The organism is Streptomyces drozdowiczii, assembly GCF_026167665.1.
In the GTDB taxonomy this organism is placed as follows: Bacteria; Actinomycetota; Actinomycetes; order Streptomycetales; family Streptomycetaceae; genus Streptomyces; species Streptomyces drozdowiczii_A.
The window spans coordinates 1902486-1925333 of record NZ_CP098740.1 but is presented as its reverse complement, the minus strand read 5'-3'; the positions used below and the strand labels follow the sequence as shown (position 1 = coordinate 1925333).

Here is a 22848-nt window from a genome sequence, read left to right as displayed (position 1 = left end):
CCTGGTCCACAGGGTGTCCGGTTAAGCTCGGGCCCCGATGGACACGCAAGCAGAACTCCAGGAGCGCGATCCCTCCTCCGCACCCGATACGGGTCCGGGGGAGGGGTCGCGCTCTTCGCGTGTCCGGGACCGGCTCACCGGGCCGCTGTCGTGGCGGCTGTCCTGGCGGGGCACGCTCGGGGTCGGCGCCGTCTGCGCGGTGTTCGTGCTCCTCTTCAGCACCTTCGTGGTGCAGCCCTTCCTGATCCCCAGCGGTTCGATGGAGCGGACGCTCCGGGTGGGCGACCGGGTGCTCGTCAATAAACTGGCGTACCGCTTCGGCGGAGAGCCCCGCCGCGGTGACGTCGTGGTGTTCGACGGCACCGGCTCGTTCGTACGCGAGGGGGCGGCACAGAACCCCGTCACCGCGCTGCTGCGCGGGGCCGCGGCATCCCTCGGGCTCGCCGAGCCCGCCGAGACCGACTTCGTGAAGCGGGTGGTGGGCGTGGGGGGCGACCGGGTGGTCTGCTGCGACGCGCGGGGCCGGATCGAGGTGAACGGCCGGCCGCTGGACGAGGACTACCTCTTCCCCGGGGACGCGCCCTCCGAGGTGCCCTTCGACATCGTGGTGCCGGAGGGCGCCCTGTGGATGATGGGCGACCACCGCTCCCGGTCCCGGGACTCCCGCGACCACCTGGGCGAGCCGGGCGGCGGCGTGGTGCCGGTGGAGCGGGTGATCGGGCGGGTCGACTGGTTCGGCTGGCCGCTCGGCCGGGTGGGCTCGCTGCCGGGGACCTCCGCCTTCGACTCCGTACCGGCGCCCGGCCCGTCCCATGGGTAGCCACGGGCGCCATGGTGCCCCGGCGGCGGACGGCGGCGCGCGCTCCCTGCCCACCCGGGCCGAGCGGCGCAAGCTGGCCCGCAAGGTGAAGCGGAAGCGGCGCAGATCGGCGGTACGGGAGATCCCGCTGCTGATCACGGTGGCGCTGCTGATAGCGCTCGTCCTCAAGACCTTCCTCGTCCAGGCGTTCGTGATCCCGTCCGGGTCGATGGAGCAGACCATCCGGATCGGCGACCGGGTGCTGGTGGACAAGCTGACGCCCTGGTTCGGTTCGAAGCCTCAGCGCGGCGACGTCGTCGTGTTCCGCAACCCCTCGGACTGGCCGCCACCGAACCCGGAGAGCTCCGGGACCGGGGAGTCGCCCGTCGTCGTCAAGCAGGTGAAGCAGGCGCTCACCTTCGTCGGACTGCTGCCGTCGGACGACGAGCAGGACCTGATCAAGCGGGTCGTGGCGGTCGGCGGCGACACCGTGAAGTGCTGCGCGCCGGACGGCAGGCTCCTCGTCAACGGTGTGGCGGTCACGGAACCGTACGTCTATCCCGGGGATTCACCCTCCACCATCAAATTCGAGGTAAAGGTTCCGCCGGGCCGCCTCTTCGTCATGGGGGACCACCGCTCCAACTCCGCCGATTCGCGCTTCCACATGGACAAGACGGCGAACGGCACGATCTCCGAGGACGCGGTCGTGGGGCGGGCCAAATGGATCGTCTGGCCCTTCGGGCACTGGACCGGCCTGGAGGAACGCTCGGCGTTCGCCTCGGTCCCGGACGCGCGCGCCGGTACGGGGGCCGCCTCGGGCCCGTCGAATAGTGTGTCCAATGATCCAGGCGGATTGATCCGGCTCCCGACCCCTGCGGAACTCCCGCTCGTTATGGGAGTGGTGGGCCTGCGTCGGCTAGGACGCGGGCGGTGGCACGGAGTAAGGAGTGGATGTGGGGGATTTGGCGGTCGGCGCACGATCCGGACACGACGAACCCGAGGACCGGCCGGGCCGTTCGGCGCATTCCGATCCGGCCGGTGCGGCGGAGGACGGGACGACGGTGAGCGGGACGGACAGTGACGGCGGCGCGTCCGGGGGCAGCACGGCCCGGAAGAAGAACCCCCGCCCGTTCTGGAAGGAGCTGCCGCTCCTCATCGGCGTCGCGCTGGTCCTGGCGCTGCTGATCAAGACGTTTCTGGTGCAGGCGTTCTCGATTCCTTCGGACTCGATGCAGAACACGTTGCAGCGGGGTGACCGGGTCCTGGTGGACAAGCTGACGCCGTGGTTCGGTTCGGAGCCGGAGCGCGGCGAGGTCGTCGTCTTCCACGACCCGGGCGGCTGGCTGGAGGACAGCCAGGCCCCCGAGCCGAACGCGGTGCAGAAGTTCCTCAGCTTCATCGGCCTCATGCCGTCGGCCGAGGAGAAGGACCTGATCAAGCGGGTCATCGCGATCGGCGGTGACACCGTGGAGTGCAAGAAGGGCGGCCCGGTCCAGGTCAACGGCAAGGCGCTGGACGACAAGTCCTTCATCTTCGAGGGCAACAGCGCCTGTGACGACGAGCCGTTCGGGCCGATCAAGGTGCCCAAGGGCCGGATCTGGGTCATGGGCGACCACCGCCAGAACTCCCTGGACTCGCGCTACCACCAGAACCTGCCGGGCAACGGCACCGTCTCCAACGACGAGGTGGTCGGCCGGGCCATCGTGATCGCGTGGCCGGTCAGCCGCTGGGCGACCCTCCCGATCCCGAAGACCTTCGACCAGCCCGGTATCAACGCCGCCGCCGCGGCGGCCCCCGGGGCGATCGGCCTCGCGGGGCGGTGCCCCTGGTGCTCTGGCGCAGGCGGCGCCGGACCACGACCGCCGGCACAGTGAGGAACGACGCGTGAGCGACCTGGCAGACGGAGCACGGTCCGAAGAGGCGCGGCCCGCGGAGTCCCCCGCCGCCGAGCCTGCCGCCGCGGAGTCCCCCGCCGCTGAGCCTTCTTCGACCGAGCCGGAGTCCGGCAAGAAGAAGAGCAGCCGGCCGTTCTGGAAGGAGCTGCCGCTCCTCATCGGCATCGCGCTGGTCCTGGCCCTGTTCATCAAGACGTTTCTGGTGCAGGCGTTCTCGATTCCTTCGGACTCGATGCAGAACACGTTGCAGCGGGGCGACCGGGTCCTGGTGGACAAGCTGACGCCGTGGTTCGGTTCGGAGCCGGAGCGCGGCGAGGTCGTCGTCTTCCACGACCCGGACGGCTGGCTGGACGGCGAGCCGACCCCGAAGCCCAACGCCGCGCAGAAGTTCCTGAGCTTCGTCGGGCTGATGCCGTCGGCCGAGGAGAAGGACCTGATCAAGCGGACGATCGCGGTCGCCGGTGACACCGTGGAGTGCAAGAAGGGCGGCCCGGTCCAGGTCAACGGCAAGGCGCTCACCGAGCCGTACATCTTCCCCGGCAACAGCGCCTGCGACGACATGCCCTTCGGGCCGTTCAAGGTGCCGGACGGCAAGATCTGGGTGATGGGCGACCACCGCCAGGACTCGGCGGACTCCCGCTACCACACCAGCGACGCCAACAAGGGCTTCGTGCCGGTGAGCCAGGTCGTGGGCCGGGCCGTGGTCGTCGCGTGGCCGGTGAACCGCTGGTCCGTGCTGTCCGTCCCGGACACCTTCGACCAGCCCGGGATCAGCGCCGCGGCCGGTGCCGCCCCCGGCGTCCTGGGGCTCGCGGGCGCGGTCCCGTTCGTGCTCCGGCGCAGGCGGAGGCTGACCGCGGGGCGTACTGCCGGGTAGGGTGCCCACGCGGATCAGCGATTGTCGATCTCCGATGGGGGACGCCGGTATGGGTGCAACAGGTCGTACGGACGACGGCCGCGGCCGGCTCGGCAGCAGGCTGTCCGGGGTGGCGGTGGCCCTCGGCTGCCTGCTCTTCCTCGGCGGCTTCGTCTGGGGCGCGTTCGTCTACCAGCCCTACACGGTGCCCACCGGGTCGATGAGCCCGACGGTCGAGGCGGGCGACAAGGTCCTCGCGCAGCGCGTGGACGGCAGCGAGGTCCGGCGCGGTGACGTGGTGGTCTTCAACGACCCGGAGTGGGGCAACACCCCCATGGTGAAGCGGGTCGTCGGAGTCGGCGGCGACAAGATCGCCTGCTGCGGCAAGGACGGCCGCCTCACGGTCAACGGCATACCCATGGACGAACCGTATCTGCGGTCGCCCGGCCGCGCCTCGGCCCAGGACTTCACCGCCGAGGTGCCCCAGGGCCAGCTCTTCCTGCTGGGCGACGACCGCACGGTCTCGCTGGACTCCCGGGTCCACCTGGAGGACGCCACGCACGGCTCGGTGCCCCGGGACGCCGTGGAGTCCAGGATCGACGCCGTCGCCTGGCCGCTGGGCTCCATGATCGACCGGCCCGAGGCGTTCGCCGCGCTGCCGGGCGGTGTCTCGTCGGCCGGGCCGCTCGGGCTCCAGCTGACCGCGATGGCGGTGGGCATCGTGCTCATCCTGGGCGGGGCGGCGTACGGCCCGATCGCGGCCCGGGCCGCACGGCCGAAGCGGAGCGCGCAGCCGAAGACGGCCGCCGGTGTCCGCTGAGGTGCGCAGGGTCGCCCGCCTGGTGCTCCTCGATCCGGACGACCGGATTCTGCTGATGCACGGCTTCGAACCGGAGGACCCGGCCCGCACCTGGTGGTTCACCCCGGGCGGCGGTCTGGAGGGCGACGAGACCCACGAGCGGGCCGCGCTGCGCGAGCTGGCCGAGGAGACCGGGATCACCGACGTCGAACTGGGCCCGGTGATCTGGCGGCGCCGGTGCTCCTTCGACTTCGACGGACGGCGCTGGGACCAGGACGAGTGGTACTTCCTGGCCCGTACGGCACAGACCGCCACGGACACCAGCGGCCACACATGGCTGGAACGCCGCAGTGTCACGGGGCTGAGGTGGTGGACCTCCGCCGAACTGTCGGCGGCGCGTGAGACGGTGTACCCCACCGGGCTCGCCGACCTGCTCCGGAGGCTGCTCGACGAGGGCCCTCCGCGTACGCCGGTGGACCTGGCACCCGGAAGCGGCTGAGCTCCGGGGCGCCGGAGCCCGGCGCACAATGGGGAAACGCACGGCTGAAGGGGAACATGCCAATGAGCGCCGAGGACCTCGAGAAGTACGAGACCGAGATGGAGCTGAAGCTCTACCGGGAGTACCGCGATGTCGTCGGTCTGTTCAAATTCGTGATCGAGACCGAACGGCGCTTCTACCTCACCAACGACTACGAGATGCAGGTGCACTCGGTCCAGGGCGAGGTGTTCTTCGAGGTGTCCATGGCGGACGCCTGGGTCTGGGACATGTACCGGCCCGCCCGCTTCGTGAAGCAGGTACGGGTGCTCACGTTCAAGGACGTCAACATCGAGGAGCTCAACAAGAGCGATCTCGAACTTCCGGGTGGCTGAGTTATCCACAATCGCCCGCTTGTCCACCAAGATCCACTGAAGTAGGGCGGACGCGTCAGAGTCGGTGCCGGAGGTGGTGCCGATATGAACGCACGGGGGCTCTCGGGCGGTACGGCGAGGACCTGGCGGCGCGGCTGCTGGCCGACGCCGGCATGTCCGTACTGGAACGGAACTGGCGCTGTCGCGCCGGTGAGATCGACATCGTCGCGATGGACGGGGACGCGCTCGTCATCTGCGAGGTGAAGACCCGCAGGTCGGGTGCGTACGAGCATCCGATGGCCGCGGTCACCCCGGCCAAGGCCGAGCGGCTGCGCCGACTGGCCGAGCTGTGGCTGGAGCGGCACGGCGGCCCGCCGCCGGGCGGGGTGCGCATCGATCTGGTCGGGGTGGTGCTGCCCGAGCGCGGCGCGCCCCTGGCCGAGCACGCGCGGGGGTGGCCTGATGGGGTTCGCCCGTGCCTGCTCGGTCGCCCTGGTCGGCGTCGAGGGTGTGGTGGTGGAGGTCCAGGCGGACCTGGAGGCCGGTGTGGCGGCGTTCACGCTGGTGGGCCTGCCCGACAAGAGCCTGGTGGAGAGCCGGGACCGGGTCAGGGCGGCCGTGGTCAACTCCGGCGCGGAGTGGCCGCAGAAGAAGCTCACCGTGGGGCTCTCCCCGGCGTCGGTGCCCAAGGGCGGCTCGGGCTTCGATCTGGCCGTGGCCTGTGCGGTCCTGGGCGCGGCGGAGCGGATCGACCCGGAGTCCATCGCCGACGTGGTGATGATCGGGGAGCTGGGGCTCGACGGCCGGGTGCGCCCGGTACGGGGCGTGCTCCCCGCGGTCCTGGCGGCGGCCGACGCCGGCTACCGCCAGGTGGTCGTCCCGGAACAGACCGCGGGCGAGGCGGCCCTCGTCCCCGGCGTCTCCGTGCTCGGGGTGCGCAGCCTGCGGCAGCTGATCGCGGTGCTGTGCGACGAACCGGTGCCGGACGAACAGCGGTCCGACGAGGAGGGCCGCCCCGATCCGATGCTCGCCGGGCTGATGGTGCCCGGCGCCGGACTGGGCACCGGCCTCGCCAGGGGCCCGGCGGCCGGGGACGGGGCCCGGCCGGACCTCGCGGACGTGGCGGGGCAGGAGCGGCCGCGCAAGGCCCTGGAGGTCGCCGCGGCCGGCGGCCACCATCTGCTGCTGACCGGTCCGCCGGGCGCCGGCAAGACCATGCTGGCCGAGCGCATGCCCGCGATCCTGCCGCCGCTCACCCGGCAGGAGTCGCTCGAAGTGACCGCCGTCCACTCGGTGGCCGGCATCCTGCCACCGGGCGAGCCCCTGATCGCCCGGCCGCCGTACTGCGCCCCGCACCACTCGGCGACCATGCAGTCGCTGGTGGGCGGCGGCAACGGACTGCCCAGGCCGGGAGCCGTCTCGCTGGCCCATCGCGGCATCCTCTTCCTGGACGAGGCGCCGGAGTTCTCCGTGAAGACGCTGGACGCCCTGCGCCAGCCACTGGAGTCCGGGCACGTCGTGGTGGCCCGCAGCGCGGGGGTGGTGCGGCTGCCGGCCCGGTTCCTGATGGTGCTCGCCGCCAACCCGTGCCCCTGCGGGCGGCACACCCTGAGCGGTGACGGCTGCGAGTGCCCGCCATCGGCGGTGCGGCGGTATCAGGCCAGGCTCTCCGGGCCGCTGCTCGACCGGGTGGACCTCAGGGTCACCGTCGACCCGGTCACCCGGCAGGACCTGATGGGGCGGGGCGGCCGGGGCGAGTCCACGGAGACCGTCGCCGCCCGGGTGCGGGAGGCCCGGGAGCGCGCGGCCGAGCGCCTGGCCGGCACCCCCTGGACGACCAACAGCGAGGTGCCGGGACACGAGCTGCGGACCCGGCTGGCCGCGGCCCCGGGCGCGCTGATGGCGGCCGAGCGGGACATGGAGCGCGGGCTGCTCACGGCCCGGGGCCTGGACCGGGTGCTGCGGGTGGCGTGGACGGTCGCGGACCTGCGCGGCGCGGCCCGCCCCGACGCCTCGGACGTGGCCGCCGCCCTGGAACTGCGCAGCGGCATCCTGCGCGGGGTGCCGCTGGGGGCGGGGGCGCCGTGACGGAGTACGGAGGAGGCGGACCGGCGTACGGCGCGGGCCCGGGGGCGGGCGGCGGCGCGGGGCCCGGGGCGGCCACGGACCCGGCCGGGGGCGCGGTTCGCCCGGGTCCGGCGGGCGCGGACCCGGGCGCGGCGGAGCGGCTGGCCAGGGCGGCGCTGACCCGGGTGCTGGAGCCCGGCGACGAGCGGGGCGGGCGGTGGCTGCGGGAGTGCGGCGCCGTCGGGCTGTGGCGGCGCATCACGGACCCGGCCGGGGAGGCGGAGCGGCTGCGCGGCATGACGGTGCGGCGGCTCGCGGGCTACCGGCTCCGGGCCGCCCGCGCGGACCCGGAGCGGGATCTCGCCGCCGTCGCGGCGGTCGGCGGGCGCTTCGTCTGCCCCGGCGACCGCGAGTGGCCGAGCCAGCTGGACGACCTGGGCGACGCGCGGCCGACCGGGCTGTGGGTGCGGGGCGGGCCCGACCTGCGGCTCTGGGCGCTGCGCTCGGTCGCTGTGGTCGGCGCCCGCGCCTGCACCCCGTACGGGGCCCACATGGCGACGACGCTGGGCGCGGGGCTCGCGGAGCGCGGCTGGGTGGTGGTCTCGGGCGCCGCCTTCGGGGTGGACGGCGCGGCGCACCGGGGCGCGCTGGCGGCGGGCGGGGCGACGATCGCGGTGCTGGCCTGCGGGGTGGACGTGGCCTATCCGCCGGGCCACGCCGAGCTGATCGCGCGGGTGGCCGGGCAGGGGCTCGTCATCGGTGAGCTGGCGCCCGCCGAGCGCCCGACGCGGAGCCGGTTCGTCCTGCGGAACAGGGTGATCGCCGCGTTGACGCGGGGGACGGTGGTCGTGGAGGCGGAGTACCGCAGCGGTTCGCTGGTGACGGCGCGGGTCGCGCAGCGGCTGGGGCGCTTCACCATGGGGGTTCCGGGACCGGCGACCAGCGGGCTGTCGGCCGGTGTCCACGAACTCCTGCGCGGGGAGGGCGTGCTGGTGACGGACGCCGCCGAAGTGGCCGAGCTGGTGGGCGACATCGGGGACCTGGCGCCCTCCAGGAGCGGCCCGGTGCTGGCCCGGGACCTGCTGGACGCCGTCGCCGGGCGGGTGCTGGACGCGCTGCCGGCGCGCGCCGCCGTCGATGCCCGGGAGGTGGCGCGGGGCGCCGGGACCAGTGCCGACGAGGCCCTCGGCAAGCTGTACGAACTGCACTCACTGGGATACGTCGAACGCGTGGGCGAGGGATGGAGGTTGACGCGGAGGCCGACTTGCCGGGACGACGCGCGGCGAGGCGGTTCTTGACCTGGGGCATTCGGGTGAAAAGGTGATGCCGATGACCTCGGCGGACGCTTCGACGGTGACTCCGGGGCCGGTGAGCGCCCGGTCGGCATCCTCTATCCTGCGCGCACCGCGACAGCCCAGTCACGCTACGCTCACAAGGATTCCGCCCCAGAGACAAGTCCCAGTACTTCACGGCAGAACGGCTCAAGGCACCACATGCCCCAGCACACCTCCGGGTCTGACCGCGCGGCAGTACCACCGGCTGCGCGTGGCACTGTGCGCCCTCCCGCCCCGTCCTCGCTCGACGAGTTGTGGCGCTCGTACAAGACGACCGGCGACGAACGGCTGCGGGAGCAGCTGATCCTGCACTACTCGCCCCTGGTCAAGTACGTCGCCGGGCGGGTGAGCGTGGGCCTGCCGTCCAACGTGGAGCAGGCGGACTTCGTCTCGTCCGGGGTGTTCGGGCTGATCGACGCGATCGAGAAGTTCGACATCGAGCGGGCCATCAAGTTCGAGACGTACGCGATCACCCGCATCCGGGGCGCGATGATCGACGAACTCCGGGCGCTGGACTGGATCCCGCGCTCCGTGCGGCAGAAGGCGCGCGCCGTCGAGCGCGCCTACGCGACGCTGGAGGCGCAGCTGCGCCGCACCCCGTCCGAGCCGGAGGTCGCGGCGGAGATGGGCGTCACGCTGGACGAACTGCACGCCGTCTTCAGCCAGTTGTCCCTGGCCAACGTGGTCGCGCTGGAGGAGCTGCTGCATGTGGGCGGCGAGGGCGGCGACCGGCTGAGCCTGATGGACACGCTGGAGGACACCGCCGCCGACAACCCCGTGGAGGTGGCGGAGGACCGGGAGCTGAGACGGCTGCTCGCCCGGGCGATCAACACCCTCCCGGACCGCGAGAAGACGGTCGTCACGCTCTACTACTACGAGGGCCTGACCCTCGCCGAGATCGGCAACGTCCTCGGTGTCACCGAGAGCCGGGTCAGCCAGATCCACACCAAATCGGTCCTCCAACTCCGCGCGAAGCTGGCCGACGCGGGGCGCTGAGCGGGCCCGCCGGGCGCCCGGACCGGGAACCTCGGCCCGCGCGCATACCTCTCGGCGGCTGTCGCCGTAGAGTGGAGGCGTGCCCAGGATTCGAGCGGCCTCCGTGGCCGAGCACCGGACCATGCAGCGCGGCGCCCTCCTGGACGCAGCGCGCTCCCTGCTGTCCGAAGGGGGCACGGAAGCGCTGACCTTCCCCGCCCTCGCCGAACGCACGGGCCTCGCCCGGTCCTCCGTCTACGAGTACTTCCGCTCCCGCGCCGCCGTCGTGGAGGAGCTCTGCGCCGTCGACTTCCCCGTCTGGGCGGCCGAGGTGGAGAGCGCGATGGAGCGGGCCGGGACGCCCGAGGAGAAGATCGAGGCGTACGTACGGCGCCAGCTCGACCTGGTCGGGGACCGGCGCCACCGGGCCGTGGTGGCGATCTCCGCCAGTGAACTGGACGCGGGCGCCCGCGAGAAGATCCGGGCCGCGCACGGCGGGCTCATCGCCATGATCGTGGAGGCGCTCGGCGACCTCGGCCACGCGGAGCCCCGCCTCGCGGCCATGCTGCTCCAGGGCTCCGTGGACGCCGCAGTCCGGCGTATCGAGCTGACCGTGGCGGAGGAGCCCGGCGTCATCGCCGACACCGCCGTCGCCATGATCCTCGACGGCGTCCGGGGCGCCGGCACCCGCGACTGACCTCGCCGCGACGACCGCGACCACCGCCGCCCCGGCACGGCGAGCGCCACCAGCACGGCAGGCGCGGCGGCCCCGGCCGGGCCCGGCGCCTTCGGCGCCTCCGGCAGCGGCACCCCGTACACCGGCAGCAGCCGCGAAGGACCGCGCCGCAGCAGTGACGGGGGCAGCAGCGACAGCGGGTCCAGATACGCCTCCCCGCGGCGCAGCCCCCAGTGCAGGCAGCGCGCCGCGCAGTGGAACGGCCCCGCCTCCAGTACGGCCACCACCTGGCCCGCCGCGACCTCGTCGCCCTCCGCGACCAGCGGGCGCACCGGCTCGTACGTCGTCCGCAGCGGCGGGTCGCCCGTCCCCGCCAGCTCCACGGAGACCACCCCGCGCCCGGCGACCGCCCCCGCGAACGAGACCCGGCCCGCGGCGGCGGCCAGCACGTCGGTGCCCGGTGCGGCGGCCAGGTCGACGCCCCGGTGGCCCGGCCCGTAGGGCCCGGCGGGCGGCTCCCATCCCCGTACGACCGAGGGACGCCCGGCCAGCGGCCAGACGCGTTCGCCGCCGTCCGCCGCCACGGCGGTGCCCGGCCATCCGCCCCACGCCGTCAGCGCGGCGAGCACCACGGCCCAGGGCAGCCACCACCGCGTCCGTTCGCATGTGATTCGCATGGCTCCACCGTCCCCCGGACCCCGGCCGCGTGGGGATCACGAGCCGGATCTGTGGACTACCGACCGGTTGTGGACAGCGCCGTCACCCGGGACCCGGACGGTCCCGTACACTTCTTCTGGCGGCCCGGGTCACCGGGTCGACTTCGCACGCCCCGCCACCACCCGCTCAGCGGAGGTGGCCGCGCCCCTCGGTCCCTTTGTGGCACGGCGCGCCGGGACGTCAGGCGCGACAGCAAACCTGCTGCCGCGACAACCGAGTACCTCAAGGAGTACGGCCATGGCCGTCGTCACGATGCGGGAGCTGCTGGAAAGCGGCGTCCACTTCGGTCACCAGACCCGTCGCTGGAACCCGAAGATGAAGCGCTTCATCTTCACCGAGCGCAACGGCATCTACATCATCGACCTGCTCCAGTCGCTGTCGTACATCGACCGCGCCTACGAGTTCGTCAAGGAGACCGTCGCGCACGGCGGCTCCATCATGTTCGTGGGTACGAAGAAGCAGGCCCAGGAGGCCATCGCCGAGCAGGCGACGCGCGTCGGCATGCCGTACGTCAACCAGCGCTGGCTCGGTGGCATGCTCACCAACTTCTCCACCGTCTACAAGCGCCTCCAGCGCCTGAAGGAGCTGGAGCTCATCGACTTCGAGGACGTGGCCGCCTCCGGCCTCACCAAGAAGGAGCTCCTGGTCCTCTCCCGCGAGAAGGCCAAGCTGGAGAAGACCCTCGGTGGTATCCGCGAGATGCAGAAGGTGCCGAGCGCCGTCTGGGTCGTCGACACCAAGAAGGAGCACATCGCCGTCGGTGAGGCGCGCAAGCTCCACATCCCGGTCGTCGCGATCCTCGACACCAACTGCGACCCCGACGAGGTCGACTACAAGATCCCGGGCAACGACGACGCGATCCGCTCCGTCACCCTGCTCACCCGCGTGATCGCCGACGCCGTCGCCGAGGGCCTCATCGCCCGGTCCGGCGCCGCCACCGGCGACTCGAAGCCGGGCGAGAAGGCCGCCGGCGAGCCCCTCGCCGAGTGGGAGCGTGACCTGCTCGAGGGCGACAAGAAGGCCGACGCCGAGGTCCAGTCCTCCGTCGAGACCGAGAAGGACGCCGCTGCCGACGCGCAGCCGGAGGCCATCGCCGCCGAGCAGGCCGAGGCTCCGGCCGCGGACGCCGAGCAGGCCTGACACCCGTCACGGCTGAAGACGGCGGGGGCCGGTGCACTGGCACCGCCCCCGCCGTCCACCCGTAGATCTTTCAGACTTCGAGAGAGAACACAGACTCATGGCGAACTACACCGCCGCTGACGTCAAGAAGCTCCGTGAGCTCACCGGCGCCGGCATGATGGACTGCAAGAAGGCGCTCGACGAGGCCGACGGCAACGTCGACGGCGCCGTCGAGGCGCTGCGTATCAAGGGCCAGAAGGGTGTCGCCAAGCGCGAGGGCCGTTCCGCCGAGAACGGCGCGGTCGTCTCCCTGGTCTCCGAGGACAACACCTCCGGTGTCCTCGTCGAGCTGAAGTGCGAGACCGACTTCGTCGCCAAGGGCGACAAGTTCCAGGCCGTCGCCAACGCGCTGGCCGCGCACGTCGCCGCGACCTCCCCGGCCGACCTGGAGGCGCTGCTCGCCTCCGAGATCGAGCCCGGCAAGACCGTCCAGGCGTACGTGGACGAGGCCAACGCCAACCTCGGCGAGAAGATCGTCCTGGACCGCTTCGCGCAGTTCCAGGGTGCCTTCGTCTCGGTCTACATGCACCGCACCATGCCCGACCTGCCCCCGCAGATCGGTGTGATGGTCGAGCTGGACAAGGCCGACGCCGACCTGGCCAAGGGCCTCGCCCAGCACATCGCCGCCTTCGCGCCGAAGTACCTCTCCCGCGAGGACGTCCCGGCCGAGGTCGTCGAGGCCGAGCGCCGCGTCGCCGAGGAGACCACCCGCGCCGAGGGCAAGCCCGAGGCCGCCCTCCCGAAGATCGTCGAGGGTCGCGTCAACGGCTTCTTCAAGGAGGCCACCCTCCTCGGCCAGCCGTACGCGCTGGACAACAAGAAGTCGGTCCAGAAGGTTCTGGACGAGGCCGGTGTCACCCTGAAGCGCTTCACGCGTATCAAGGTCGGCATCTGAGTCCGTCCGCGAAAAACGGCGGACCCGGTAGGGTCTGGTGCAGTCGACGGCCGCACACCGCCGTACGACCGCAGATCTGACGAGGAGGCCATTGCCGCAAGGGACACCAGACCCACCGGCAATGGCCTTCTTCGTATGTGCACGAGGAGAATCCCCATGAACAAGGGCGCGGACGCCGCCAAAGACGACGACAAGCGCGAGGACGGCAAGGTGCGCGGACGCTTCATGCTGAAGCTGTCCGGAGAGGCCTTCGCCGGCGGCGGGGGCCTCGGTGTCGACCCCGACGTCGTGCACGCCATCGCCCGCGAGATCGCGGCCGTCGTCCGGGACGGCGCGGAGATCGCGGTCGTCATCGGCGGCGGCAACTTCTTCCGCGGCGCCGAGCTCCAGCAGCGGGGCATGGACCGGGCGCGCTCCGACTACATGGGCATGCTCGGCACCGTGATGAACTGCCTCGCCCTCCAGGACTTCCTGGAGAAGGAGGGCATCGACTCCCGTGTCCAGACCGCCATCACCATGGGCCAGGTCGCGGAGCCGTACATCCCGCTGCGCGCCGTGCGGCACCTGGAGAAGGGCCGCGTCGTGATCTTCGGCGCCGGCATGGGCATGCCCTACTTCTCCACCGACACCACCGCCGCCCAGCGCGCCCTGGAGATCGACGCCGAGGCGCTGCTCATGGGGAAGAACGGCGTGGACGGGGTCTACGACTCCGACCCGAAGACCAACCCCGCCGCGGTCAAGTTCGACGCGCTGGAGTACAGCGAGGTGCTCGCCCGCGACCTCAAGGTCGCCGACGCCACCGCCATCACGCTCTGCCGTGACAACGAACTGCCGATCCTCGTCTTCGAGCTCACCGCGGCGGGCAATATCGCCCGCGCCGTCAAGGGTGAGAAGATCGGCACGCTCGTGAGCGACCAGGACACCCGCGCCTGACAACGGGTGCCGGGGCGCGGGACCGCCCCGGAAGATGGACAACGGCCTGCCGGTCGGACACCGTGCAGGTGAGGACGCGACGCAGGACCCGCCGGGCCCGCCGGGCCCGTTCAAGACACGCAGGAGCACGTGGTGATCGAAGAAACCCTCCTTGAGGCCGAGGAGAAGATGGAGAAGGCCGTCGTCGTCGCGAAAGAGGACTTCGCCGCGATCCGTACCGGCCGTGCGCACCCGGCGATGTTCAACAAGATCGTCGCCGACTACTACGGTGCGCCGACCCCGATCAACCAGCTGGCCTCGTTCTCGGTGCCCGAGCCCCGTATGGCCGTCGTGACGCCGTTCGACAAGACCGCGCTGCGCAACATCGAGCAGGCCATCCGCGACTCGGACCTCGGCGTCAACCCGAGCAACGACGGCAATATCATCCGGGTCAACTTCCCGGAGCTGACCGAGGAGCGTCGCCGCGACTACATCAAGGTCGCGAAGACGAAGGCCGAGGACTCCAAGATCTCGATCCGCGCCGTCCGCCGCAAGGCCAAGGAAGCGCTCGACAAGCTGGTCAAGGACAAGGAGTCCGGCGAGGACGAGGTGCGCCGCGCCGAGAAGGAGCTCGACGACACCACCGCGAAGTACGTCGCGCAGGTGGACGAGCTGCTGAAGCACAAGGAAGCCGAGCTGCTCGAAGTCTGATGAACGACTCTTCCTGGGGCGCTCCGCAGGGCGCCGGCCACTGGGTCGCGCCGGAGATGCAGGGTGCTGCGGCGGGTCCTGCCTACGATGTGCACGACGCCCAGCAGACTCGGCCCATGCCCATCGTGCCGGACGTTCCCGACGCAGGTAGAGACGCTGAAGACCGTGATCACCGGGACCAGGGGGCCGGACGCCTGAGCGGCGGCCCCCTGTTCCGCGACGAGAAGCCGCAGGAGCCCATGCCGACCGCGCCGCCGCCCCCGCCCCCGCCGCCGCAGAAGAAGCGCGCGGGCCGGGACCTGGGAGCCGCCATAGGGGTCGGCCTGGGACTCGGCGCCCTGGTCGTCGTCTCGCTCTTCGTCGTCAAGGCCGTCTTCGTCGGCGTCATCGTGCTCGCCGTCGTGGTCGGGCTGTGGGAGCTCACCTCCCGGCTGGAGGAGCGCAAGGGCATCAAGGCGCCCCTCGCGCCGCTCGCCGTCGGCGGCGCCGCCATGGTCGTCGCGGGGTACGCGCGCGGGGCAGAGGGCGCCTGGGTCGCCATGGCCCTGACCGCCCTGGCGGTGCTCGTGTGGCGGATGGCGCAGCCGCCCGAGGACTACCTCAGGGACGTCACGGCGGGCATCTTCGCCGCGTTCTACGTGCCCTTCCTGGCCACCTTCGTCGCCATGCTCCTGAAGGCCGACGACGGCCCGCAGCGGGTGCTGACCTTCCTGCTGCTGACCGTGGTCAGCGACACGGGGGCGTACGCGGTCGGCTGGCGGTTCGGCAAGCACAAGCTGGCTCCGCGGATCAGCCCCGGCAAGACCCGCGAGGGCCTGTTCGGGGCGGTCGCCTTCGCCATGGTGGCCGGCGCGCTGTGCATGCAGTTCCTGATCGAGGACGGTTCCTGGTGGCAGGGGCTGCTGCTGGGCCTCGCGGTCGCGGCCAGCGCCACCCTGGGCGACCTGGGCGAGTCCATGATCAAGCGGGACCTCGGCATCAAGGACATGGGCACGCTGCTGCCCGGTCACGGCGGGATCATGGACCGGCTGGACTCGCTGCTGCCGACCGCCCCGGTGGTCTGGCTGCTGCTGGTGCTGTTCGTCGGCTCCGGCTGAGACCGGCGTCCGCACATGGCTGAGGGGCCACCGCTCGCGAGCGGTGGCCCCTCAGCCATGTGGGGTCAGCCGCGCTCGCGCAGCGCCGTCCGCATGCCGCGGTTCATCGCCAGCGACCGGCGGCGCATCCACAGGATCCAGGCGCAGAACGCAGCCATGAATACGGCGAAGGCCAGCGGGAAGAGCAGGGAGCCGCCGGTGGTGGCGGCGAGGACGAACATGGCCACGACGATCAGGCCCATGAACGCCATCCAGAACGGGAGCCACCGCTTGCCTCGTTCCATCTTCCCCAGGTGCTCGTCGACCAGTCGCCGCATCACGGCCCGTTCCTCGGGGTCGTCCGGCACCTCGTGGTGGCGGATCTTGCGGTCGAGGCCGGCGATGGCGTCCGGGGACGCGCCCGTCGCCCGGCTCGTCCGCCTCCGCTGGAGGACCAGCGCCACCATCACGACGGCGGTGTAGACGGCTCCCTGGACCAGCCACATGGCCGGGTGCTCATCGTGGCGTAACAGTGCGTTCAGGCCCACGCCGAGTCCGAAGACCACCAGGCCCTGCCCGATCAGGCTGTCGTTGAACCAGTGTTTGACGGTGTGCACGGCACCTACCTCCTGCGGCGGCTGCGGAACTCCCTGTGTTGACCCGGTTACCCCGTGAGCGGCCCCTCACCGCGAGGCACCGGGAGACCTCCGCGCGTCTGCGACACTGGAGGAACCATGCCTAAGCCCGGAGAACTCACTTTCGTCGCGCCCCGCGGAGCCAAGAAGCCGCCGCGGCACCTCGCCGACCTCACACCCGCCGAGCGCAGGGAGGCCGTCGCCGCGATCGGCGAGAAGCCGTTCCGCGCCCAGCAGCTCTCGCAGCACTACTTCGCGCGGTACGCGCACGACCCGGCCGAGTGGACCAACATCCCGGCCGGATCGCGGGACAAGCTCGCCGAGGCGATGTTCCCCGACCTGATGTCCGTCGTCCGGCACATCAGCTGCGACGACGACACCACCCGTAAGACCCTCTGGAAGCTGCACGACGGGACGCTGGTCGAGTCCGTCCTGATGCGCTACCCGGAGCGGGTCACCATGTGCATCTCCTCGCAGGCCGGCTGCGGGATGAACTGCCCGTTCTGCGCGACCGGGCAGGCCGGTCTCGACCGTAACCTGTCGACCGCGGAGATCGTCCACCAGATCGTGGACGGCATGCGCGCGCTGCGCGACGGCGAGGTCCCCGGCGGGCCCGCCCGGCTCTCCAACATCGTGTTCATGGGCATGGGCGAGCCGCTGGCCAACTACAACCGCGTCGTCGGCGCGATCCGCCGGCTGACCGACCCCGAGCCCGACGGCCTCGGCCTCTCGCAGCGCGGGATCACCGTCTCCACCGTCGGCCTGGTGCCCGCGATGCTGCGGTTCGCCGACGAGGGGTTCAAGTGCCGCCTCGCGGTCTCGCTGCACGCCCCGGACGACGAGCTGCGCGACACCCTCGTGCCGGTGAACACCCGGTGGAAGGTGCGCGAGGTGCTGGACGCCGCGTGGGAGTACGCGGAGAAGTCCGGCCGCCGCATCTCCATCGAGTACGCCCTGATCCGCGACATCAACGACCAGGCGTGGCGCGGCGACCTGCTGGGCCGCCTCCTCAGGGGCAAGCGGGTCCACGTCAACCTCATCCCGCTCAACCCGACCCCCGGCTCCAAGTGGACCGCCTCGCGGCCCGAGGACGAGCGGGCGTTCGTGGAGGCCATCGCGAGCCACGGCGTGCCGGTCACCGTCCGCGACACCCGGGGCCAGGAGATCGACGGCGCCTGCGGGCAGCTGGCGGCCTCCGAGCGCTGAGGGAGGGGACCCGGGCACCCGGGGCCCCGGCCGGAATCAGGCGTGTAGCCTGGGGCCGAAATCAACTGCATATTCCGACAGGGGAGCGCCACAGCGCTGAGAGTGCGGCACCAAGGACAGGTTGGCCGCAGACCCTCTGAACCTCGCCCGGGTCATTCCGGGTAGGAAGTTCGGACCATACTCAAGCTGTTGCGCCCTGCCCGCTTCCGGCTCCGGCCGGTGTGCGGGCGGGGCCGCGTCTCTTCCTGGTCACTCCAGGAGGAATCACACATGAGCACCACCCAGAAGGCCGCGGTGGCGGCCGTCGCCGCCGCGCTCGGCGTGACCGCGCTGGCCGGCTGCGGAAGTTCCGACGACTCGGCTTCCGGTTCCGGTTCCACCCAGGGCACCGGCTCCAAGACCGTCACGCTGGTCAGCCACGACTCCTTCAACGTCTCCAAGGACGTGCTGAAGGAGTTCACCCGGGAGACCGGCTACACGGTCAAGGTCCTGAAGAGCGGGGACGCGGGCGCCGCCCTGAACCAGGAGATCCTGACCAAGGGCTCCCCGCGCGGCGACGTGTTCTTCGGCGTCGACAACACCCTGCTCTCGCGCGCCCTGGACAACGGCCTGTTCACCCCGTACGAGGCCAAGGGCCTGGACCGGGTCCCGGCCGACGTCCAGCTGGACGCGGACAAGCACCGGGTCACCCCGGTCGACACCGGTGACATCTGCGTCAACTACGACAAGAAGTACTTCGCCGACAAGAAGCTCGCGCCGCCGAAGACCTTCGCGGACCTGGCGAAGCCCGCGTACAAGGACCTGCTCGTCACCGAGAACGCCGCGACCTCCTCGCCCGGCCTCGGCTTCCTCCTCGGCACCGTCGCCACCTTCGGCGAGGACGGCTACCAGGACTACTGGAAGAAGCTGAAGGACAACGGCGTCAAGGTCGTGGACGGCTGGGAGCAGGCGTACAACGAGGAGTTCTCCGGCTCGGCCGGCGGCAAGAAGGCCAAGGCCGACCGCCCGCTCGTCGTCAGCTACGCCTCCAGCCCGCCCGTCGAGGTGCTGTACGCGGACCCGCAGCCGAAGACCGCGCCGACCGGCGTCGCCACCGGGACGTGCTTCCGCCAGATCGAGTTCGCCGGTCTGCTGGACGGCGCGAAGAACGAGGCGGGCGGCAAGGCCCTCCTGGACTTCCTGATCGGGAAGAAATTCCAGGAGGACATGCCGCTCACCATGTTCGTCAGCCCGGTCGCGAAGGACGCGAAGGTGCCCGAGCTCTTCACCAAGTTCGGTGCCACCGCGGAGAAGCCGGCGACCGTCGCCCCGGACGCCATCGCCAAGAACCGTGAGCAGTGGGTCCAGTCATGGTCCTCGCTCGTAGTGAAATAACGAAGGCCCCCGCACGCGCCCGGGCCCGGCGCGGGGCCGCGGTGCGGCTCGGCCTGATGGCCGTGCCCGTCGCGTTCTTCGCCGTGTTCTTCGCCTACCCGGTCGCCGCGATCGTCGGCCGGGGGCTCAAGGCGGACGGCGTCTGGCAGTTCGGCAGGTTCGGCGAGGTGCTGGCCCGGCCGGAGATCCGGGACGTCCTCTGGTTCACGCTGTGGCAGGCGCTCGCCTCGACGGCGCTGACCCTGCTGATCGCGCTGCCCGGCGCGTATGTCTTCGCCCGGTTCGACTTCCCCGGCAAGCAGGTGCTGCGGGCCGTGGTCACGGTGCCGTTCGTGCTGCCGACCGTCGTCGTGGGCACCGCGTTCCTCGCGCTGCTCGGGCGCGGCGGGCTGCTGGACGAGCTGTGGGGCGTACGGCTCGACACCACCGTGTGGGCGATCCTGCTGGCCCACGTCTTCTTCAACTACGCGGTCGTCGTCCGGACCGTCGGCGGGCTCTGGGCGCAGCTCGACCCGCGCCAGGAGGAGGCCGCCCGGGTGCTCGGCGCGAGCAGGTTCACCGCCTGGCGCCGCGTCACGCTGCCCGCGCTCGCCCCGGCCGTGGCCGCCGCCGCGCTGATGGTCTTCCTCTTCACCTTCACCTCCTTCGGCGTCGTACAGATCCTCGGCGGCCCCGGCTTCTCCACGCTGGAGGTGGAGATCTACCGGCAGACCGCGCAGCTGCTCGCCCTGCCCACGGCCGCCGTGCTGACGCTCGTGCAGTTCGCCGCCGTCGGCGCGATCCTCGCCGTGCACGCCTGGACCGTACGCCGCAGGGAGCGCGCGCTGAAGCTGGTCGACCCGGCGGTGACCGCGCGCAGGCCGCGCGGGGCCGGGCAGTGGGCGCTGCTCGCCGGGGTCCTGCTGAGCGTGCTGCTGCTGGTCCTGCTGCCGCTCGCGGTCCTCGTGGAACGCTCGCTGGGCGGCTCCGGTCTCGCCTACTACCGCGCGCTGACCTCGGCGGACGCCAACAGCGGTACGTTCCTGGTGGCGCCGATCGAGGCCATCGGCAACTCCCTGCGCTACGCCCTCGTCGCCACCCTGATCGCCCTCGTCGTCGGAGGGCTCGCCGCCGCCGCGCTCACCCGGCGGGCCGGCCGGCTCGTCCGGGGCTTCGACGCGCTGCTGATGCTGCCACTCGGGGTCTCCGCGGTCACGGTCGGCTTCGGCTTCCTGATCACCCTGGACAAGCCGCCGCTCGACCTCCGTACCTCCTGGATCCTGGTGCCGCTCGCCCAGGCGCTGGTCGGGGTGCCCTTCGTCGTACGGACCATGCTGCCGGTCCTGCGCGCGGTGGACGCCCGGCTGCGCGAGGCCGCGGCGGTACTCGGGGCCTCGCCGCTGCGGGCCTGGCGCGAGGTCGACTTCCCGCTCGTACGCCGGGCGCTGCTGGTCGCCGCCGGGTTCGCGTTCGCCGTGTCGCTGGGGGAGTTCGGCGCGACCGTGTTCATCGCGCGGCCCGACAACCCGACGCTGCCGGTGGCCGTGGCCCGGCTGCTCGGCCGGTCCGGGGACCTCAACTACGGCCAGGCCATGGCCCTCAGCACCATCCTGATGCTCGTGTGCGCGGTGTCGCTGCTGCTGCTCGAACGCATCCGCACCGACCGATCCGGGGAGTTCTAGAGATGCTGACGCTCGAATCGGCCACCGTCCGCTTCGGTGACCGGGCCGCGCTCGACCGGGTCGACCTGGAGGTCGCCGACCACGAGATCGTCTGCGTCCTCGGGCCGAGCGGCAGCGGCAAGTCCACCCTGCTGCGCCTGGTCGCCGGCCTCCAGGAGCCGGACGGCGGCCGGGTCCTGCTCGACGGCACCGACCAGGACGGCATCCCGGTCCACCGGCGCGGCCTCGGCCTGATGTTCCAGGACCACCAGCTCTTCCCGCACCGCGACGTCGGCGCCAACGTCGCCTTCGGGCTGCGGATGCACGGCGTCGGCCGGGGCGAACAGGACCGCCGGGTCGCCGAACTCCTCGACCTTGTGGGCCTCCCCGGCGCCGAACGCCGCGCCGTCGCCGCGCTCTCCGGCGGCGAGCAGCAGCGCGTCGCCCTGGCCCGGGCCCTCGCCCCCAGCCCCCGACTGCTCATGCTCGACGAGCCCCTGGGCCAGCTGGACCGCAGCCTGCGCGAACGGCTCGTCGTGGAGCTGCGCGCCCTCTTCGGCCGCCTCGGCACCACCGTGCTCGCCGTCACCCACGACCAGGGCGAGGCGTTCGCGCTGGCCGACCGGGTCGTCGTGATGCGCGAGGGCCGCGTCGCCCAGGTCGGCACCCCGCTGGAGGTGTGGCAGCGCCCCGCCTCCGCCTTCGTGGCCCGGTTCCTGGGTTTCGACAACGTGGTCGAGGCGACCGTCGAGGGGGAGGCGGCGGACACGGCCTGGGGCGAGGTCCCGGTGCCGGCCGGGTCACCGCAGGGCGCGTGCGACCTGCTGGTGCGGCCGGCCGGGGTCCGCATCGGCGCCCCGGAGAAGGGACTGCGCTGCGTCGTCGGCGCACGCACCTTCCGGGGCAGCCATGTCGCGGTGACCCTGCACCCGGAGCACGGCCCGCTGCTGGAGGCCGAGTGCTCGCTGCGCGGGACCCCGGAGGAGGGCGAGCGGGTCGGGGTCACCTTCGACGCACCGGAGTGCGTGGTGCTGCCAGCGGTGTTCTGAGGGGGCGAGAAGGGTTTACGCCCCCGACAGCCGGGCCAGGGCGTCCGGTGCTTCCTCCACCGTGTCGACCAGGGCGATGCGGGCCTCCATCTTCCGGCCCGAGGCCAGGGTTTGCAGGAGGGGCCAGGCGGGAAGCTCGCGGGTCCAGTGGTCGTGGTTCACCAGCACCATCGGGACGGGTTCGCCGCGTGACTCGTAGTAGTTCGGGGTGACGCTGTCGAAGATCTCCTGGACGGTCCCGGCCGCGCCGGGGAGGAAGATCACGCCCGCGCTCGATCGGGCCAGCAGCCCGTCCTCGCGCAGCGCGTTGGTGAAGTACTTGGCGATGTGCCCGGCGAACGGGTTCGGCGGCTCGTGGCCGTAGAACCAGGTGGGGATCGCCACGGACGGGCCGCCGTCCGGCCAGCGCTCCCTTACCGCGAAGGCCGCCCGCGCCCAGTCGGTGACCGAAGGCGTGAAGGACGGCACCGCGGCCAGCATCGCGCACGCCTCGTCCAGCATCGCGTCGTCGTGCGGCGCCGCGTAGGCCCCCAGGTTGGCCGCCTCCATCGCGCCCGGGCCGCCCCCGGTCGCCACGGTGAGGCCGCTGCGGGCCAGGGTCCTGCCGAGCCGGGCGGCGCCCGCGTAACCGGCGCTGCCCCGGGCCAGCGCGTGGCCGCCCATCACACCGATCACCCGGGCCCCGGCGAGCACCTCCTCCAGCGCGTCCGAGATCGCGTCGTCGTGGAGCGCCCGGAGCATCGAGGCGAAGGCGTCGCCGTCCGAGCGGGTCCGCCGGAACCAGTCGTAGGCCAGGGCGTCCGGCGTGGCCGCGTAACCCTCCCGAGCGAGCCCGTCGTAGAGCGCGTCGGGGGAGTAGAGCAGGCCCCGGTACGGGTCGAAGGGCAGGCCCGGGACGGGCGGGAAGACGAAGGCCCCGCCGGCCCGGACCTTCTCCTCGGGGCCGGGCTCCATCGGGCAGCCGAGGAACACGGCCCCGGCGGTGTCCGTGGCCAGCAGCTCCGCGCTCCGCTCCGTCAGGTCCACCGACTGCACCCGGCGACCGGCCAGCGAACCGGCGGCCACCGCCGCGTCGAACTCGGCCAGCGACTCGATCTCGTCGCCGTGTGCGCTCTGGTGCTCGTCCGGGCTCCCCATGAAGGGTCATGCTACGAAACGCTCATACGGGAAGTGCGCGCGCCCGGAAACGCGGAACCGGCCGGGC

General features: G+C 72.1%; 21 protein-coding genes and 3 pseudogenes. 21 read left to right on the top strand and 3 right to left on the bottom strand.

Annotated elements, in window-relative coordinates:
* The first annotated feature begins 37 nt into the window (after positions 1-37).
* The 12 genes and pseudogenes from lepB (NEH16_RS08500) (at position 38) to NEH16_RS08445 (ending at position 10271) form a co-directional block, all read left to right on the top strand.
* Positions 38-820, top strand: a complete 783-nt coding sequence (lepB, locus tag NEH16_RS08500; RefSeq protein ID WP_265540658.1) for a signal peptidase I — start codon at positions 38-40, stop codon at positions 818-820.
* Complete coding sequence (gene lepB, locus NEH16_RS08495) at positions 813-1880, top strand: signal peptidase I (protein ID WP_265540655.1); 1068 nt, start codon at positions 813-815, stop codon at positions 1878-1880. The genes lepB (NEH16_RS08500) and lepB (NEH16_RS08495) overlap by 8 nt, the downstream gene beginning before the upstream one ends.
* Positions 1762-2687 (top strand): annotated as a pseudogene (gene lepB, locus NEH16_RS08490) (signal peptidase I). The gene lepB (NEH16_RS08495) and the pseudogene lepB (NEH16_RS08490) overlap by 119 nt, the downstream one beginning before the upstream one ends.
* A complete protein-coding gene (lepB, locus tag NEH16_RS08485; RefSeq protein ID WP_265540653.1) occupies positions 2684-3571 on the top strand; it encodes a signal peptidase I in 888 nt (295 codons plus the stop codon). The pseudogene lepB (NEH16_RS08490) and the gene lepB (NEH16_RS08485) overlap by 4 nt, the downstream one beginning before the upstream one ends.
* A gap of 49 nt (positions 3572-3620) precedes the next feature.
* Entirely contained in the window at positions 3621-4370 is a 750-nt protein-coding gene (gene lepB, locus NEH16_RS08480) for a signal peptidase I (RefSeq protein WP_265540651.1), read from the top strand.
* Entirely contained in the window at positions 4360-4848 is a 489-nt protein-coding gene (locus tag NEH16_RS08475) for an NUDIX hydrolase (protein WP_073963704.1), read from the top strand. Before lepB (NEH16_RS08480) ends, NEH16_RS08475 begins: the two co-directional genes overlap by 11 nt.
* Before the next feature lie 62 nt (positions 4849-4910).
* Positions 4911-5219 carry a DUF2469 domain-containing protein gene (locus tag NEH16_RS08470; RefSeq protein WP_043444228.1) on the top strand — a complete coding sequence of 103 codons (309 nt, stop codon included), beginning with the start codon at positions 4911-4913 and terminating at the stop codon, positions 5217-5219.
* Positions 5220-5303: 84 nt separating this feature from the next.
* Positions 5304-5653: pseudogene (locus tag NEH16_RS08465) on the top strand (YraN family protein); the annotation flags it as partial.
* A 7-nt stretch (positions 5654-5660) separates the two neighbouring features.
* On the top strand, positions 5661-7286 hold the full coding sequence (locus NEH16_RS08460; RefSeq protein ID WP_265540649.1) for a YifB family Mg chelatase-like AAA ATPase: 1626 nt from the start codon (positions 5661-5663) through the stop codon (positions 7284-7286).
* Positions 7283-8563, top strand: coding sequence for a DNA-processing protein DprA (gene dprA / locus NEH16_RS08455; protein ID WP_430523744.1), 1281 nt, complete (start codon positions 7283-7285; stop codon positions 8561-8563). Before NEH16_RS08460 ends, dprA begins: the two co-directional genes overlap by 4 nt.
* 195 nt (positions 8564-8758) lie before the next feature.
* Complete coding sequence (gene whiG / locus NEH16_RS08450; RefSeq protein WP_073963697.1) at positions 8759-9595, top strand: RNA polymerase sigma factor WhiG; 837 nt, start codon at positions 8759-8761, stop codon at positions 9593-9595.
* Between the two features lie 103 nt (positions 9596-9698).
* Complete coding sequence (locus NEH16_RS08445) at positions 9699-10271, top strand: TetR/AcrR family transcriptional regulator (RefSeq protein ID WP_073863156.1); 573 nt, start codon at positions 9699-9701, stop codon at positions 10269-10271.
* On the opposite strand, the pseudogene NEH16_RS08440 reads toward NEH16_RS08445, so the two are convergent.
* Positions 10247-10927, bottom strand: a pseudogene (locus NEH16_RS08440) (murein hydrolase activator EnvC family protein); the annotation flags it as partial. The gene NEH16_RS08445 and the pseudogene NEH16_RS08440 sit on opposite strands and share 25 nt — an antisense overlap.
* Before the next feature lie 277 nt (positions 10928-11204).
* On the opposite strand from NEH16_RS08440, the gene rpsB reads away from it, so the two are divergent.
* From rpsB to NEH16_RS08415, 5 genes are all read left to right on the top strand, one after another.
* Positions 11205-12107, top strand: a complete 903-nt coding sequence (gene rpsB, locus NEH16_RS08435; RefSeq protein WP_073963696.1) for a 30S ribosomal protein S2 — start codon at positions 11205-11207, stop codon at positions 12105-12107.
* A gap of 97 nt (positions 12108-12204) precedes the next feature.
* Entirely contained in the window at positions 12205-13041 is an 837-nt protein-coding gene (gene tsf, locus NEH16_RS08430) for a translation elongation factor Ts (protein WP_073963695.1), read from the top strand.
* Between the two features lie 156 nt (positions 13042-13197).
* A complete protein-coding gene (gene pyrH / locus NEH16_RS08425; RefSeq protein ID WP_018102372.1) occupies positions 13198-13974 on the top strand; it encodes a UMP kinase in 777 nt (258 codons plus the stop codon).
* A 132-nt stretch (positions 13975-14106) separates the two neighbouring features.
* The gene (gene frr / locus NEH16_RS08420; protein ID WP_018102371.1) at positions 14107-14664 is read left to right on the top strand and encodes a ribosome recycling factor; all 558 of its coding nucleotides are present in this window, start codon (positions 14107-14109) and stop codon (positions 14662-14664) included.
* Positions 14664-15761, top strand: a complete 1098-nt coding sequence (locus NEH16_RS08415; protein ID WP_265540638.1) for a phosphatidate cytidylyltransferase — start codon at positions 14664-14666, stop codon at positions 15759-15761. The genes frr and NEH16_RS08415 overlap by 1 nt, the downstream gene beginning before the upstream one ends.
* 65 nt (positions 15762-15826) lie before the next feature.
* Here the strand turns inward: NEH16_RS08415 and NEH16_RS08410 are convergent, their stop codons facing one another.
* The gene (locus NEH16_RS08410) at positions 15827-16357 is read right to left on the bottom strand and encodes a hypothetical protein (RefSeq protein ID WP_265540636.1); all 531 of its coding nucleotides are present in this window, start codon (positions 16355-16357) and stop codon (positions 15827-15829) included.
* 117 nt (positions 16358-16474) lie between these two features.
* On the opposite strand from NEH16_RS08410, the gene rlmN reads away from it, so the two are divergent.
* From rlmN to NEH16_RS08390, 4 genes are all read left to right on the top strand, one after another.
* Entirely contained in the window at positions 16475-17581 is a 1107-nt protein-coding gene (gene rlmN, locus NEH16_RS08405; protein ID WP_073963692.1) for a 23S rRNA (adenine(2503)-C(2))-methyltransferase RlmN, read from the top strand.
* Positions 17582-17851: 270 nt separating this feature from the next.
* The gene (locus NEH16_RS08400; RefSeq protein WP_265540634.1) at positions 17852-18955 is read left to right on the top strand and encodes a thiamine ABC transporter substrate-binding protein; all 1104 of its coding nucleotides are present in this window, start codon (positions 17852-17854) and stop codon (positions 18953-18955) included.
* 56 nt (positions 18956-19011) lie between these two features.
* Positions 19012-20616 carry an ABC transporter permease gene (locus NEH16_RS08395; protein ID WP_265547111.1) on the top strand — a complete coding sequence of 535 codons (1605 nt, stop codon included), beginning with the start codon at positions 19012-19014 and terminating at the stop codon, positions 20614-20616.
* A gap of 2 nt (positions 20617-20618) precedes the next feature.
* Entirely contained in the window at positions 20619-21644 is a 1026-nt protein-coding gene (locus NEH16_RS08390; protein ID WP_265540633.1) for an ABC transporter ATP-binding protein, read from the top strand.
* A 15-nt stretch (positions 21645-21659) separates the two neighbouring features.
* On the opposite strand, the gene NEH16_RS08385 is transcribed toward NEH16_RS08390, so the two are convergent.
* Positions 21660-22781, bottom strand: coding sequence for an LOG family protein (locus tag NEH16_RS08385; protein ID WP_265540631.1), 1122 nt, complete (start codon positions 22779-22781; stop codon positions 21660-21662).
* Between the last annotated feature and the right edge of the window lie 67 nt (positions 22782-22848).